This window comes from Bacillus cereus group sp. MS39 (assembly GCF_040448665.1).
Taxonomy (GTDB): Bacteria; Bacillota; Bacilli; order Bacillales; family Bacillaceae_G; genus Bacillus_A; species Bacillus_A wiedmannii.
The window spans coordinates 529,297-544,176 of record NZ_CP123058.1 but is presented as its reverse complement, the minus strand read 5'-3'; the positions used below and the strand labels follow the sequence as shown (position 1 = coordinate 544,176).

Below are 14,880 nucleotides of genomic sequence, written 5' to 3'. Positions count from 1 at the left end.
TATGTATAAAAAACAATAGCCGGCATAGAGCCAAGCCATTGTTTTTTATATATTTTGACCGTTTTCTATATCGGTCTTCTTTTTAAAAATAATATATTTACTCGCAAAATAATTAACAACCACAACAATAACGTTTGCAATAATTTTTGCTACTAAATCATTCATACCTAGCCATTCAATTAAAACAATCATGGATGCGATATCAATGAAATACGATACAATACGGAATCCCATAAAGTAGACAAACTCTTTTACTACGTGAGCAAAACTTGTTTGTTGACTGTTAAATACATACTTCTTATTTGTAATATACGCAAACAGTACCGATACAATCCAAGCAATTGTTGTTGCTATTTTGTAATCCATTCCAATTAACGTTGCACAAATAAAATACGTCACAATGTTGATTAACGTCGTTAAACCACCGAAAAGTAAATAGTTAAAGATTTCTTTCGCTTTATTATTCACACTTCTAATCCCCTAGTGATTTGATTTTACTTTACGATCTTCTACGCTGTATAATTTCGCCATGTTTTGATCGCCATCGATATTCGTTACTTTATCATCATTATATTCATCTACAAAATATAGCGGACGTTGTTTTGTTTCATTGAAGATACGTCCTAAATATTCCCCAATAATACCGATGGAAATTAACTGTACACCACCGATAAATAGAATAGCTGTCATCATAGATGGATATCCACTTACTGACTCACCATACATTAGCGTCTTAATAATAATCCAAATCATATAGATAAAAGCTAAGAATGAAACAGTAAATCCCATGAACGATGCAAGGCGCAATGGCGCTGTTGTAAAGGATGTAATTCCTTCAATAGCAAGATCCATTAATTTGAAATAGTTCCACTTTGTTTCACCTGCAGCACGAGGGTCACGATCGAATAAAATTTCTTTCTTATTATAACCAATCCAGCTAAACATCCCTTTTGTATAACGCTGCGTTTCACGAATTTTCTTTAATGCCTCAACACAACGACGGTCTAATAAACGAAAATCCCCTGTATTTTCTTGGATCGGAATTCTTGTTGTTTTCTTTAGCAAGCTGTAAAATTTACCAGCTGTCCATTTCTTCGCCCATGATTCACCTGAACGAGAGCGTCGTTTTGCATAAATATCATCATACCCTTGTTCCCAGTACTTAATCATTTCAGGGATTAATTCTGGTGGATCTTGTAAATCAGCATCAATGATAATTACTGCATCTCCAATTGCATGATCCAGACCCGCAATCATTGCTGTTTCTTTCCCAAAATTTCGTGATAAGTCTACGTACGAAATACGCTTATCATTCACTCTAAATTCCTTAATAATATCTAACGTACGATCTTTACTTCCATCGTTAACAAACAAAATTTCAAAGTTATAATTTGGAATGCCTTGAAATACCCCTGTTAAACGACTATATAATTGATCTAATACCTCTTCTTCATTATATGCCGGTACCAATATAGTAATAGTCTTCAAAAAAGGTGCTCCTTTCTTTTTCAAGCCTGCTCATAAAGAACATCTTATAAGCACAGATTAGACATAGTAAACTGGATGTTTATCTTAGAATACCTCTTTCTCCAATTCACTATGTCTAACCTCACATATTTATAAATAAGTTAATTTTTCACAGTATTTTTTTGTCCGTTCACAATTTCTTCCATGATTGCTAATAAATCATCTTTTAACTCTTCATGTTGTAACGCCATTTCGATTGTTGTTTGAATAAAGCCTAACTTCTCTCCAACATCATAACGCTTTCCTTCAAAATCGTATGCAAACACACGTTGGATTTCGTTTAGCTTTTGGATTGCATCTGTTAATTGAATTTCACCGCCAGCACCAATATGCTGCTCTTCTAAGAAACGGAATATTTCTGGTGTTAACACATAGCGCCCCATAATTGCTAAGTTTGAAGGTGCCTCACCTAGAGCCGGTTTTTCAACAAATTGCTTCACTTGATAACGGCGACCCTCTTTTTCTAATGGGTCAATAATACCATAGCGATGCGTTTCATTTTCTGGAACAGTTTGCACACCGATCACAGATGAAAGTGTATGCTCATACTCATCGATAAGCTGTTTTAAACAAGGTTTTTCAGCTTGTACAATATCATCACCAAGAAGAACAGCAAATGGCTCATCGCCGATGAACTTACGAGCACACCATACTGCATGTCCTAAACCTTGTGGTTCTTTTTGACGAATATAGTGAATATCTACCATTTTCGAAGATGCTTGTACTTTTTCAAGTAAATCATATTTTTTCTTCTCTAATAAGTTTTGCTCTAATTCAAATGCATTGTCGAAATGATCTTCAATCGCACGTTTTCCTTTTCCTGTAACGATAATGATATCTTCAATACCAGCCGCTACAGCTTCTTCTACGATATATTGGATTGTTGGTTTATCAACAATTGGTAACATTTCTTTAGGCTGTGCCTTTGTAGCTGGTAAAAAACGTGTCCCAAGACCAGCTGCAGGAATAATAGCTTTTCTTACTTTTTTCATGCTTATAACCTCTTTCTCTCATCTTTGGTATATATTCATATTTGTCCAAGCAGTAGTTATTTTTATTATTTTTCCCTTATCAAACCATATTTATGGGATACATTCTTATCCAAATGAGTATAACTTTTATACTATATATCTATCAATTTTCTTATTAAACTAAAGTTTTTTACATGTTAACTTCTTCACTAACTGCAAAAGACACTTCGTACAAATTCTACATGATTGTCTCTTTATTCGTCAAGGTTACTTATTAATCTCTCATGTGCTTCTCCTTATTCTCTACTCATGAGCCCCTTTTTTTACTGTATCCTTCGTACAATTGGTCCTAAAAAGCGTAGCGAATCTGACAAATATGGACTTATTTCCTTTTGCAAAAAAGCTAAATAAGTGCATGTTAATAAACATGTGAACGGCCACGTAAATATATATCTTTAAAATTATATAATTTAATTTTTTTTACCATAACAATTTCAAATTATACGTAAACTTTTACTAAACTCTATTTTTTATTTTGAATATAGTAACGACCTAATAATACATAGAATAGGAATAACATGGCTATGAAGTAACTCATTCCTTCTGGTGAATCCATCAAAATATTGATTGAGACCGCCGTAACAACTAAATGCCATACACTTTTTGCATCTAGACTAATGTTATACATTATATTACCATCTACGAATTCTTCTATTAATGAATTGTTAAATATATGTGAAAGTACACATACGATTACAATGATCATTAATACAAGATAATGTACTTCAACAACAGGTGAGAATAACAGCATAAGCGCTGTAACGAGGACAAACTCCAACGAGCTGTCTTTTTTACATTTTCTAATAACTAGAAATGTAATTGCTAATAGTATTACGACATACACAAGGTGAGTTATACTCATTGAATCGTGTGGGAAATATGTCTTTAATACTCCTTTAAATGAGCTATCCCAAGGTGCTCCACCATGCATTTCATTAATTCCATTTACAACAAACAAATCATTTGTTACATATTCCCAAGCTACATTCCATCCAACTATAGCAATAGTAATCCCTGATGTAATAATCGTTGTAATCACAGCGCTTAAAAACACCTTCCACTCTTTCTTATATAGGAAGTATACAAGAAAAATACCCGGTAGTAATTTAAAACTAGTAGCAAAAACAATCGGAATCCCTGCCAACCACTTATGTTTAGATTGATAAAAATAATATGTTAAACATACTAAAAAGAAGATTAAACGATTGGATTGTCCCCAATAAAAATCAGCAAATACTGGATAAATAATAATAGCCGCAGAAAACAAGAGATACTTTACCCCTTTTGCCCTTCCTTTATACGCAGCTTGTATTACGAAACATACACCTAATATGAATAATATGCTATTGAACATGGTCCATAAAAGGCGTGCTTTTTCATAAGGAAATGCTGCGAACCACGAAAGAAATACAGCGAACTGTGGTGGATACATATAGTATCCTAGTGCACCTTTTGTTTCACCATATAGTTGACGAAATGTCTCCATTTGATGGTCCAAATCATACATCATGCTTATAGCATTATCATTCCAAATTGTATGAAATGCATAGTAAAAGAAATGAAAATCATCAAACATCCACCCTAACATTGCAGGCTCTTTATAAAGTAGCCATAGGACTTGATATCCTAGCGAGTACCCAATTGCCCCTAACAAACATATTAAGGAGATAACCTTAAACATTTTCTCACTTATTTTTATATTTACCATTTATTCTCCTCCAAAGCATTATTATGAGACCCATAAAGAAGGTGACATAAGAAAAGCAGAAATCCAGTATATTTCTGCTTCGCTTATGTCACCTATTTAATTATACAGTTACTTTCTGTTTTTCTTCTTTTTCTTTATGAGTTAATAATTTTCGCTTCATTTTTTCATTTTCATGCTGATAAATAGCTATAACTTGCGTCAATTCTTTAATTCGAATGGAAGATCTCGAAACTACAACAGTTAAGAAAAATAAAACACATGTTACAAAAAGGAATCCCAAAAAGAATAGCGCATTTATCGGTGTAGCAACTCCCAATAAATATGAAACCACATCAATTGATTTTGGGAAAATCCCAATCATTAAAATACCGATTAACACTCCATACCATGTTAATACATATTTCAATTCCAATTTTTCTTTACGGACTAGGTTTGTAAAAATAATTAATCCTACTATAACTCCTAAAATAATTAATATTTGAAGGCGAATTGTCACGAAGCATTCTCCTTTCTTTTAGGTTTTAATCGATCAATTGTAATCGCAAGTGTTACTTTAATCATATAGTAAATGGCTTTGTAATTTACTATTGAAGATGTCCCGCCCATTCTTTCTCGCATAAGTACTGGAACTTCTTTTACTTCATAATTTTTTCTAATTACAGCAACAATACTTTCCGGCTCTGGATAGTCTTTTGGATAGTACTCACAAAATTCATTAGTAATTTTACGATTTACCATTCTAAATCCAGAAGTCGCATCCGTTATTCTCTTTCCAGATACAATTTTGATTAATTTTTCAAAGAAACGAATCCCAACTCTTCTAGTAAATGAAGACTGGAATCCTTCTTTATTAATAAAACGTGAGCCAATAACCATATCTGCTCCCGTATCTTCCATTTCTTTAAGAAGGGCTCCTAAATAGGCCGCATCATGTTGTCCATCACCATCAAATTGTACCGCAACATCATATCCATGGCGCTGAGCATACTTATAACCAGTCTGCATGCCTCCACCAATTCCTAAATTGATCGGTAAACTTACATAATTAAAATTATTATCTTTACATATTTGCTCTGTATCATCTTTTGAGCAATCATTGATAATAACATAATCAAAATCTGGAGCATTCTTCTCTATATCCTCTACAACGTGTATTAAGTTCGTTGATTCATTGTAAGCAGGAATAATAATCAACTTCTTTTTTAACAATTGGAATCCCTCACTCCACTAATTTTAATAAAAATATCCTAGCATAAACACATTTGCATACAATAGCATACAACATGCTAATCTGGCTGAGCGTTGCGCTGTTAACTCTGAGTGTTGTTTCACATTCATTCTTTCATTAAAGATGAACAATACAATTGGAATGACAGGTAAGAAATATCTTCCTTGTAAACCGCTAATGAAATCTGCACCAACTTCAGACCATGTTAAATATAAGCTTAACATAACTAGCCCAACTACACTTGTAATTGTGATTATAAAGACTGCATAATCGAAGTTACGTAATTTAAATCCATCTTCGCTATAATCAAAAATGGCTGTCATTACAAGTCCTATCATACTAATAAGCACAATACCACTCATTAAATGAGTTACCCATCCAACTTGATTTAGCATGTTCATCCACATGCTCATTCCACTTTCAAATGTTCCAAAGAAAGCTTTCATTACTTCAACTGGATGCTCTAGTATAAACTTCAATTGACTAACAGGATTAATTTTTTCATTTGGATTAATAGTTCCCACAAATTTCATTACGAATAGGTTCCAAGAACTCATTATCAAACCTGGTATTCCTGCCAGTAATAAAAATGACATAACACCTTGCATTTTTGTACGGAATAAATCCCTTCCAATAAACGCAAAAATCAAGAATGATAACGGCCAATACGTAAATTTACATAATACTATTAAGATTAATAAAACAATTGGAATAATAAAATCTTTAATTCCTAACGTATTCTTTTCAGAACGCATAAGCTTCTGCAACATTACAGCAATAAACAGGTAATTTAACCCCATCAGCATTGCATCTGCTGAAAACGACGCACCCAATGATACAAACAATGGAAATGCCGCTAAAAATGCTAACGTATTTTTCAACCTTGGAATAATTTTTATCGCAAGAGCACTCAAAGCAATATACACAGCTAAATTAAAAATCCTTCCTAACATTAGCGCACTAAAAGCTTTTAGCCCCAATAGATTAGCAATAATTAAGCCAAGAGCTTGTGGAATATAAGGAATTGGTGTATAAACAGCTGTTGTGGGTTGCTCTACAAAATTCGTTTTATCTGCAAATGTATACGTATCCCAAATATCACTCTTAGCCCTATCGTATCTTTCGCCATTTGCCAATAACCCATAAGTTGTTTCAAATTGATTCGGGCGTGGCATATCATCAATATTCTCTGGTAAGTTAACGCCCACTTTATCTCCCTGTTTTGTAGAGAGAAGATTCCCTAAGCTAATATCATACGCTTTTGCAAAATGGAAGTTTTCATCAGTTGCCTCAAAAAGTGGATTATTGAAACTGAACATAACCCCCATTATTCCGGTAACAACGACAAAATTTTTAACTGTGTTATTACCAATAAGGAATAAAGCTAATAAAGTAGCTAATGCGGTAACAACTGCTTTTCCAACCTTAAACCAATCAAGTTGATCATATGCTACCTTTGCAGCTATCGCTTGTTCACTTTCTTCTTTACCATTAACAGTCAGCTTTTCATCTGGAGACAATGATGCCCCTGTACGAATAGTAACTTTTTCGCCATTTTCAGCTTCTACTATTTTTACTTTCAAGACAGCATCTTTATTTATGTCTTTTTCAATAGGAATTATAATACTGCTCTTAAAATGAGGATCCTTAATATAATTTTCTCCGCCCCATGTTTTTAAATCGACTCTTTCTTTACTCACGATTTTCCCTTTAGCCGAGAGCTCATACTCTAACACAGCGTTTTTATGATAACTTTCACTTGTAAGAGGTAACAGCAAATGCTTTGGGTTTTCACCTGCAAAATGAATCTCTTGACGCACTTCTTCACCTTGCGCTAAATCAATCATCTTATATTTGCTATAAACAAGACTCTTATTTACAGTGTGTATAGGTCCCGTCAAAAACACATATAAAACTGCACAAAAAACTATAAAAAAAGATAAAAATATCTTTTTTCTTCCTATCATGCTACAAACACCTCGATTATATTATTTTCTAAATATCGGCATACAGTAGATGCACGAAAAATGACTTTTACTGAATGCAAAACACAATAATGCCTATAATAATAATCAGATTTCCGAATATCTTCCTTCTCGTTATTTTTTCACCAAGAAAATACCAACTGAATATTAAAATAAAAATATAACTAAGCGATTCAATAACAGGCGCTTGTTTTAATGGAACACCTTTCAAGGCAATTACATTTAATCCAGCGTTAATTACAAATAAAGAATATCCTACAATTACGTAGCGATTTACATATTCCTTCCACTTTGTATCATAATTCGATAATGTTGCCTTCTTTAATAAAATTTGCGAATAGTTTGCTAAAACAACTCCAAAAATGTAAAGCAACACAAATTTATTCATCTTTTACCACCACGACAATCCCTATAATAATAATGACTGCACCAACCAAATTATTCCATTTTATTGTATCGCCGAAGAACACCACTGACCATAATAGTCCCCATAAAATAATGACTCCCCGATGTGAATACGCTTTAGATATTTCAAATGGTTTAATAACTTGCTGCCAAATAATTGCGTATCCAAATAAAAGAATTACAAGAATCATGTAGGCAATAAAAAAAGAAATTGATCCAACTGAAAAGTTTGCCGCCCATTTCATATACACCATTATGATAGAGTATAAAAAAAAGGCAACATGTAAAAATATATAATGCTTCATTGATGCTTTCATACACTCAACTCTCTTTTTTTAAAATTGATAGTTATATCATCACTTTTTTACAAATTGTCATTTTTAGTTTATATACACACGAAACAAATTTTAACATAATTGATCCAAAATTTCATTCTGAACTTAATTAAATGCATCTACTGATTGCGTCCAATTTGTGACAATAAAACCAACTACTGATAAAAATTCGAACAAGAAAATTTACTCCAAGTTTCAAAAAAAAAAGCATGAGCACCTAACGCTCATGCTTTTTTAATATATTATTGAACTCGGTTCATAATATCATTCTTTATACTTTCAAGTTTTTCTTCACTATGTTGTAGCGTACTTCCCTGCACCCCAAAATAAAATTTGATTTTAGGCTCTGTCCCAGACGGACGTAAACAGAACCAAGAACCATCTTCAAGGTAATACTTTAACACATTTGATTTTGGTAAATGTATTTCCTCTGTTCCATCCCCTATAATTTTTGTTCTCAAGCTTGCTTTATAATCTTCAGCAATTGTAACTTTTAAACCAGCTACTTCTACAGGACAATTTCCACGGAATGTTGTCATCAAGTTTTGAATTTGTTCTGCGCCATCTTTTCCTTTTAAGGTCAATGACACAAGTCCCTCACGGAAATAACCATGTTTTTCAAACACTTCAAGCAATCCATCATACAATGTCTTTCCTTGCGCCTTATAATATGCTGCAACCTCACATGCGAATAAAACAGATTGAACAGCATCTTTATCCCGACAGAATGGCTTAATTAAATAACCATAGCTTTCCTCGTAACCGAATTGGAATTCATATTGTCCGCTTTCTTCATACTGCTTAATTTTCTCGCCAATAAATTTAAATCCAGTTAACGTATCAACTGTATCTAAACCGTACGCTTTCGCAATTGTGCGACCAATTTCAGACGTTACGATTGTTTTTAATACAACACCGTTCTCTGGAAGCGTTCCGTTTTCTTTCTTTTGAGATAGTAAGTAATCAAGCATTAATGCACCTGTTTGGTTACCAGTTAACACTTGGAACTCACCATCATGATTGCGAACTGCTACTCCTAGACGGTCTGCATCAGGATCAGTTGCGATTAACACATCTGCGCCAATTTTTTCACCGTCACGAATTGCATACTCAAACGCTGCGTGCTCTTCTGGATTCGGTGATTTCACTGTAGAGAAGTTTGGATCTGGTAACTCTTGTTCTTTTACAACCGTTACATCTGTAAATCCAACTTCTTCTAAACCACGGCGTACAGAAATATTTGATGTTCCGTGTAATGGTGTAAAGACGATCTTTAAGTCCTTACCAACCTTTTGCACCATTTCTTTATTAATAATGACATTGTTCAATTCTGCTGCATATGCATCATCTACTTCTTGTCCAATAATATGTAATAAACCATTAGCTTTTAATTGCTCCACGTCAGCTACTTCAACTGTTAACTCATCTTCTACTGCATTTACATAGCTAATTAACTCATCAGCTTCTTTTGGAGGCAATTGTCCACCATCTTCACCGTATACTTTATACCCGTTATATTCAGGCGGATTATGGCTTGCCGTAAGAACGATTCCACTTACTGTATGTAAATGACGAACTGCGAAAGAAAGCACTGGCGTTGGGCGTAAGCTTTCAAACACATATGTTGTGATACCGTGGGCACCAAGTGTTGCAGCTACTTCCATTGCAAATTCAGGTGATTTATGACGAGAATCATACGCAACAACAACACCACGTGCTTTTGCTTCCTCTCCTTGTTTCTCAATAAATTGAGCTAAACCTTCTGTCGCCTTACGTACTGTATATACGTTCAAACGGTTTGTTCCAGCACCAAGTTCACCACGCATACCACCTGTACCAAATTCTAAATTTTTGTAGAAACTGTCTTCAATTTTCTTTACATCTTGTTTCATTTCCTCTAACTCTTGTTTTAACTCTATATCCAAACTAGCAAATGTATTCCAGCGTTCATATTCTTTTTTCCATTCCATTTTAAATTCTCTCCTCTCAATCAAACACAATTTAATTATATGGTGAAAATGATATTTTCCTCAATACTATATTTAATACTCACAAAAACTTTTACATTAAATGTATAAAACAGCACCTCTTATGAATACTTTTTGTATAAATTGAAAAGCTATACATAAATAAATATATTCTCGAATAAGGTGAGGTACAATGCAAGAATGGGCGCTTAAACCAGAAATACAACAACATATCCAAGAGATTATCAAAGATATTTCCCTTGCACTTCAAGATATGCAAAACACATTAGAGAACAATGATAAATGCCTTTTATGTAAAGTCGAAGATATACATAAATTACTATTACAAATTCAATCAACAACCGCTTCTTACTATCTCAAAACATATTTATCACCATATACAGATTGCTATATCCAACTATTAACTGCAATCAGGCAATTATCTCAAAAACGCCATGGAGCTCTTATTATTATAGAAAGAGAAAAATCATTAGAAGCATATATCCAATCTGGTATAGAAATTCAGGCTCATTTAACAGTTCAGTTACTAGAATCTATTTTTTACCCTGGAAACTCACTTCATGACGGTGCTGTTCTTGTAAATAATAACCATATTATATCAGCAGCAAATATACTACCCTTATCGCAACAAGCTTTGACATCCAATCGAAAGTTGGGAACACGTCACCGCGCAGCAATTGGACTCTCTGAAGTCAGTGATGCACTTATTTTTGTTGTATCTGAGGAAACTGGTATAACGTCATTTGCCTTAGATGGAACCTTATATACATTTTCATTATGAAACATATAATACACTTATATTTCCTCGCATAGCAGGAATTTTCTTTCTGCTAATTGAAGTGTATGGGAACAGGGAGGCGATATGCTAGCCATGAAGAACATATTACAGCAATTTATTACAATACTCTTCGTATGCTTCACTTTTACAGGTTGCATCGATACGAATAATTCGAAAGACATTTCCTATCAAAATCAAGAAACAGAAAAAGGCATAAAAAAGGCAGTTTGGAATCAACTATCCAATCAAGAAAAGCAATATATTATCGGTGATTGGGAAAATGCAACAATGATCAAAACAATATTGCATAAACATAATAGCCGTCAATTCAATGAAGAATATGAAGGGAGAAGTGTCTACCTCGTGCATTTCCCATCTGATACGTCCTATCCCAAAAACGTTGAAGTGTACGTCGATATCGATACAAATAAAATTGTCGGATATAATCAATAAACTATTAAAAAATGACCTTCGAACGAATCTACGATTCATTTGGAGGTCATTTTCTTTGGATCAAACTACAGGATAAATGTTTAAAACAAAATAATAATTTATATGGAAAATCTTCATAAAAATATTCAGTTATCAAAAACTTACTTCTCATAGTAATAACAATGCAATTATCTTCTTTGCTATTATTTCATTTATGATTGCTTATAAGTTGTAACAACCATTCACCTTTATCTTTTTGCTTATTCTCCATCACTAAACCTTTCAACAAACGTTGCAAGTGTACGTACCATTGCACCTGTTGCTCCAGCTGGCCCTAAATCATGCGCTCCTGACGTTTCAGATGTTCCAGCGATGTCTAAGTGTACCCAAGGTGTATCTTCAGCAAATTCACCTAAGAATGTACCTGCCATAACCGCATGTCCTTCGCGGCCTGGTGAGTTATTTAAATCGGCAAACTTACTGTTTCGAACGCGTTCTTTATCACGATCAAAAATCGGTAATTGCCAAATTGATTCATCTGTTTCCATAGACGCCTCTAGCACTTGCTCAAACAACTCTTCATTGTTTGTCATTGCGCCTGTCGTATGATTTCCAAGTGCAACAATTACACCACCTGTTAATGTCGCAACATCAATAAGATAGTTTGCACCTAGTTTTCTCGCATACGTAATACCGTCAGCTAACGCTAGGCGACCTTCTGCATCTGTATTTAATACTTCAATTGTTTTTCCGCTCATAGATGTGATTACATCGTCTGGCTTAAATGCTGTACCACTTACAACGTTATCCGTTGATGGAATAACAGCGATCACATTTTGCTCTGGGCGAAGTTCGCCGATGATTTCCATCGCACCTAAAACAGCAGCTGCACCGCCCATATCACCTTTCATACCGACCATACCTTCACGTGGTTTTAAAGAATAACCACCTGTATCGTATGTAATCCCTTTTCCAACGAATCCAATGACATCTGTCCACTCTTCTTTTCCTTTATAAATAAGAGCGATCATTTTTGGTGGCTCACTAGATCCTTGATTTACTGCAAGTAACGCACCCATACCAAGCTCTTCCATCTCTTCTTTCTCAAGAACTTTATAATCCATATCATACTTTTCCGCTAACTCAACAGCATACTCAGCAAGCTTCGTCGCTGTTAGTACGTTTGGCGGCATATTTACTAGTGTACGAGCTGAATTTGTTGCACGTCCATGTACGTAGCCAACTGTTAATGCAGCTTCAATTTCTTGTGCATCTTCCGCTGTAATAGCCGTGAACTTCTCTAACTCTACACGATCCTTTTTATCTGATTTATACGTTTGTAACTCATATGTACCAAGACCTTGTACTTCTGCTGCAATATGAGCTACATCAATCGCATCTAATTTCTCCGTTACGAAAGAATCAAGCAAGATTGCTGCATCTTGTACTTTTGCTGCTTGTAACGTTTTAAACGCCTTACCAAGAGCAGCACGCAACGTTTCTGTCGTGTAAGACTCTTTCTTACCTAAACCAACGAAATAATAACGTTTCACATTTGTTTTTCCTAAACTATGTACTTTTGAAATAGCTTTCTTCTTCGTAGAAAGTTCTTTCTCTTCTAATAAAACTTGTAGTTGTCCTTCAAACGCTTTGTCCAGTTCTTGTACAAAACTACTCGTTTTCTCTTCTTCAAATAAGGCAACGATTACTGCTTCATGGCTTGCTAATTCTTTTTGTACTTGAAACATGTTCAGACCCCCTAAATTTCTCTACTCTGCCTTTATTATAACTTTATTTTCGATAAAATGCGATAATTCTAACTTCTGTTACATCCTCTATAATCCATATTTCTTCTATTTATAAAATAAAAAAGTCTAGCGTAATTACCACTAGACTATCTTTGTTTTAAATATTGACCACGAAACACTTGCATCGTTTCGTCTTGATTTAACATCGTTAACTCTTCTTCTGAAAACTTACCATTTCCAACTTTCACTACATACACATTCACTTTTTTCTTACCCCATTGGCTATAAACATCTTTCACCGTATCATAATACAGATCAAGACGGTTTCCTTTTATTGCACCGCCCTTATCAGCTACTACACCGTACCCATAACCTGGTACGAATAGAATCGTTCCAATTGGGAATACGCGTAAGTCCGCAGCGATTGTGGAATATAAATCCCTTTTCACCTTAACTCCTGAATATGTAATACCATACTCCGGATGTCCCGGTCTCTTACCAGTTGACTCAATTCCCGACGTATAACCTGTTGCAGTCATTTCAATTGAACGATATTTAGACCAGTCGTTTGCCTGCTCTAAAGCATTTATCACTTCTTTACTCGGAGCAACATTTCTCTTAACTTCTGCTGCATGTACTTCTTTTGCACTCGTTCCCTCATATTTCTTTACAATCTCTAATAAAGAAACTCCTGTGAAAGCATTCCATGTTACGCATAATGCGGATACAAGTAAACAAGTCATCATAATGCGAATACAATATCGTTTTAACATTTTTATATTCCACACTCCTTCATCGTTAATCATTCCCTATACGATGAAGGAATATGCAAAAAAAATAATCCCCAAATGAATTGGAGATTAAAACATTTGATATCCGCTTTTCCGAAGTTTCTTAATGACAATTCCGGCTAAAGCAGCACCTACTAATCCAGTAGATAGAATAAACACATCTGCCTGCCCTAAATGTGATACACTTGTCCCAAATGAAGAGAATGTTTCTTTCGGCTTTGAAAAATAATCCCACACACTCGCCTTATTAATAATAAGTATACAAACAATCGGATACACAATAACCATTACCCATGTCGCTCGCAATATCATGTTGAGTAAAAATCCAATTCCAAAAAACAAAATAAAAAATAACATCATTGAAATAAGTAGTACTGGTATACTCACTCTTTCTCCCTCTCCTTCGCATGCGCCGTAAATACATGATAGGCTGTATAACCAAATTGCTCTCCTGGATCTAATGTTTTGTTCATCTCAAGATGTAGTTCTGATCTTCCTTCAAACAAATATTTGATAAGTAGAGACGTATTTGGATCGTCCGCAATCGTATCTGGATGTAAAAATGCTACTTCAGACAATTCCTTCTCCTGTACAATAATGTTTTCTCCTTCAGGCTCCAAAAGGAAAATAATCATATTATCACTAATCTCATTGCGAATCACGCCCGATCGAACACCAATGATCCCCTTCACATGAGCGACGATACCTGTCTCTTCTAACACTTCACGTTTCACAGCTTCATCAACCGTCTCACCTTCATTTACAAAACCAGCCGGCAAAGACCATTTCCCCTTTAATCCACTATATTTTTTCTTAACGAACAGCCACCTGCCATCTTTTGTAGCTACTAAGCCACCAACAGCTAGCCATACTTTCCCTCGCTTCTCCATGATGTAATACCCTCCTCTACTAGAACGGACAGAA

Annotated in this window: 16 protein-coding genes; 2 read left to right on the top strand and 14 right to left on the bottom strand. The window is 34.5% G+C overall.

Annotation, left to right across the window (positions count from 1 at the left end; all coding sequences use genetic code 11):
• Positions 1-45: 45 nt before the first annotated feature.
• The 10 genes from QEP67_RS02685 to QEP67_RS02640 form a co-directional block, all read right to left on the bottom strand.
• Positions 46-468: a GtrA family protein gene (locus tag QEP67_RS02685; protein WP_001060121.1), complete on the bottom strand. Its 423-nt coding sequence runs from the start codon at positions 466-468 to the stop codon at positions 46-48.
• 12 nt (positions 469-480) lie between these two features.
• The gene (locus QEP67_RS02680; RefSeq protein WP_000849659.1) at positions 481-1,488 is read right to left on the bottom strand and encodes a glycosyltransferase family 2 protein; all 1,008 of its coding nucleotides are present in this window, start codon (positions 1,486-1,488) and stop codon (positions 481-483) included.
• 140 nt (positions 1,489-1,628) lie between these two features.
• Positions 1,629-2,519, bottom strand: a complete 891-nt coding sequence (galU, locus tag QEP67_RS02675; RefSeq protein ID WP_000757825.1) for a UTP--glucose-1-phosphate uridylyltransferase GalU — start codon at positions 2,517-2,519, stop codon at positions 1,629-1,631.
• A gap of 502 nt (positions 2,520-3,021) precedes the next feature.
• Positions 3,022-4,266, bottom strand: a complete 1,245-nt coding sequence (locus tag QEP67_RS02670; protein WP_000247193.1) for a glycosyltransferase family 87 protein — start codon at positions 4,264-4,266, stop codon at positions 3,022-3,024.
• Between the two features lie 100 nt (positions 4,267-4,366).
• On the bottom strand, positions 4,367-4,762 hold the full coding sequence (locus QEP67_RS02665) for a DUF2304 domain-containing protein (protein WP_000155507.1): 396 nt from the start codon (positions 4,760-4,762) through the stop codon (positions 4,367-4,369).
• On the bottom strand, positions 4,759-5,475 hold the full coding sequence (locus QEP67_RS02660) for a glycosyltransferase family 2 protein (RefSeq protein ID WP_000914144.1): 717 nt from the start codon (positions 5,473-5,475) through the stop codon (positions 4,759-4,761). Before QEP67_RS02660 ends, QEP67_RS02665 begins: the two co-directional genes overlap by 4 nt.
• A 24-nt stretch (positions 5,476-5,499) precedes the next feature.
• A complete protein-coding gene (locus QEP67_RS02655) occupies positions 5,500-7,461 on the bottom strand; it encodes a DUF2142 domain-containing protein (RefSeq protein ID WP_064460050.1) in 1,962 nt (653 codons plus the stop codon).
• A gap of 67 nt (positions 7,462-7,528) precedes the next feature.
• Entirely contained in the window at positions 7,529-7,867 is a 339-nt protein-coding gene (locus QEP67_RS02650) for an EamA family transporter (protein WP_001032267.1), read from the bottom strand.
• Entirely contained in the window at positions 7,860-8,201 is a 342-nt protein-coding gene (locus tag QEP67_RS02645; protein WP_000648045.1) for a hypothetical protein, read from the bottom strand. Before QEP67_RS02645 ends, QEP67_RS02650 begins: the two co-directional genes overlap by 8 nt.
• Positions 8,202-8,461: 260 nt before the next feature.
• Positions 8,462-10,189, bottom strand: a complete 1,728-nt coding sequence (locus tag QEP67_RS02640; RefSeq protein WP_000454881.1) for a phospho-sugar mutase — start codon at positions 10,187-10,189, stop codon at positions 8,462-8,464.
• A gap of 190 nt (positions 10,190-10,379) precedes the next feature.
• Between QEP67_RS02640 and cdaS the strand changes: the two genes are divergently transcribed.
• Both cdaS and QEP67_RS02630 read left to right on the top strand, forming a co-directional pair.
• Positions 10,380-10,988, top strand: a complete 609-nt coding sequence (gene cdaS / locus QEP67_RS02635; protein ID WP_001158730.1) for a sporulation-specific diadenylate cyclase CdaS — start codon at positions 10,380-10,382, stop codon at positions 10,986-10,988.
• A gap of 90 nt (positions 10,989-11,078) precedes the next feature.
• Positions 11,079-11,438, top strand: a complete 360-nt coding sequence (locus QEP67_RS02630) for a hypothetical protein (protein ID WP_003295594.1) — start codon at positions 11,079-11,081, stop codon at positions 11,436-11,438.
• 239 nt (positions 11,439-11,677) lie between these two features.
• Here the strand turns inward: QEP67_RS02630 and pepA are convergent, their stop codons facing one another.
• The 4 genes from pepA to QEP67_RS02610 all read right to left on the bottom strand — a co-directional run bounded on the left by pepA (position 11,678) and on the right by QEP67_RS02610 (position 14,846).
• Positions 11,678-13,165 carry a cytosol aminopeptidase gene (gene pepA, locus QEP67_RS02625; RefSeq protein ID WP_048566609.1) on the bottom strand — a complete coding sequence of 496 codons (1,488 nt, stop codon included), beginning with the start codon at positions 13,163-13,165 and terminating at the stop codon, positions 11,678-11,680.
• 146 nt (positions 13,166-13,311) lie between these two features.
• Positions 13,312-13,938: a 3D domain-containing protein gene (locus QEP67_RS02620; protein WP_000920109.1), complete on the bottom strand. Its 627-nt coding sequence runs from the start codon at positions 13,936-13,938 to the stop codon at positions 13,312-13,314.
• An 87-nt stretch (positions 13,939-14,025) separates the two neighbouring features.
• Complete coding sequence (locus tag QEP67_RS02615) at positions 14,026-14,343, bottom strand: YuiB family protein (RefSeq protein ID WP_000027007.1); 318 nt, start codon at positions 14,341-14,343, stop codon at positions 14,026-14,028.
• The gene (locus QEP67_RS02610) at positions 14,340-14,846 is read right to left on the bottom strand and encodes an NUDIX hydrolase (RefSeq protein ID WP_000415296.1); all 507 of its coding nucleotides are present in this window, start codon (positions 14,844-14,846) and stop codon (positions 14,340-14,342) included. The genes QEP67_RS02615 and QEP67_RS02610 overlap by 4 nt, the downstream gene beginning before the upstream one ends.
• Positions 14,847-14,880 lie beyond the last annotated feature (34 nt).

Coding starts and splice junctions, on each gene's coding strand:
- galU (WP_000757825.1), bottom strand. CDS start 2,519: ATGAAAAAAGTAAGAAAAGCTATTATTCCTGCAGCTGGTCTTGGGACA.
- QEP67_RS02670 (WP_000247193.1), bottom strand. CDS start 4,266: ATGGTAAATATAAAAATAAGTGAGAAAATGTTTAAGGTTATCTCCTTA.
- QEP67_RS02655 (WP_064460050.1), bottom strand. CDS start 7,461: ATGATAGGAAGAAAAAAGATATTTTTATCTTTTTTTATAGTTTTTTGT.
- QEP67_RS02650 (WP_001032267.1), bottom strand. CDS start 7,867: ATGAATAAATTTGTGTTGCTTTACATTTTTGGAGTTGTTTTAGCAAAC.
- QEP67_RS02645 (WP_000648045.1), bottom strand. CDS start 8,201: ATGAAAGCATCAATGAAGCATTATATATTTTTACATGTTGCCTTTTTT.
- QEP67_RS02640 (WP_000454881.1), bottom strand. CDS start 10,189: ATGGAATGGAAAAAAGAATATGAACGCTGGAATACATTTGCTAGTTTG.
- cdaS (WP_001158730.1), top strand. CDS start 10,380: ATGCAAGAATGGGCGCTTAAACCAGAAATACAACAACATATCCAAGAG.
- QEP67_RS02630 (WP_003295594.1), top strand. CDS start 11,079: ATGAAGAACATATTACAGCAATTTATTACAATACTCTTCGTATGCTTC.
- pepA (WP_048566609.1), bottom strand. CDS start 13,165: ATGTTTCAAGTACAAAAAGAATTAGCAAGCCATGAAGCAGTAATCGTT.
- QEP67_RS02620 (WP_000920109.1), bottom strand. CDS start 13,938: ATGTTAAAACGATATTGTATTCGCATTATGATGACTTGTTTACTTGTA.
- QEP67_RS02610 (WP_000415296.1), bottom strand. CDS start 14,846: ATGGAGAAGCGAGGGAAAGTATGGCTAGCTGTTGGTGGCTTAGTAGCT.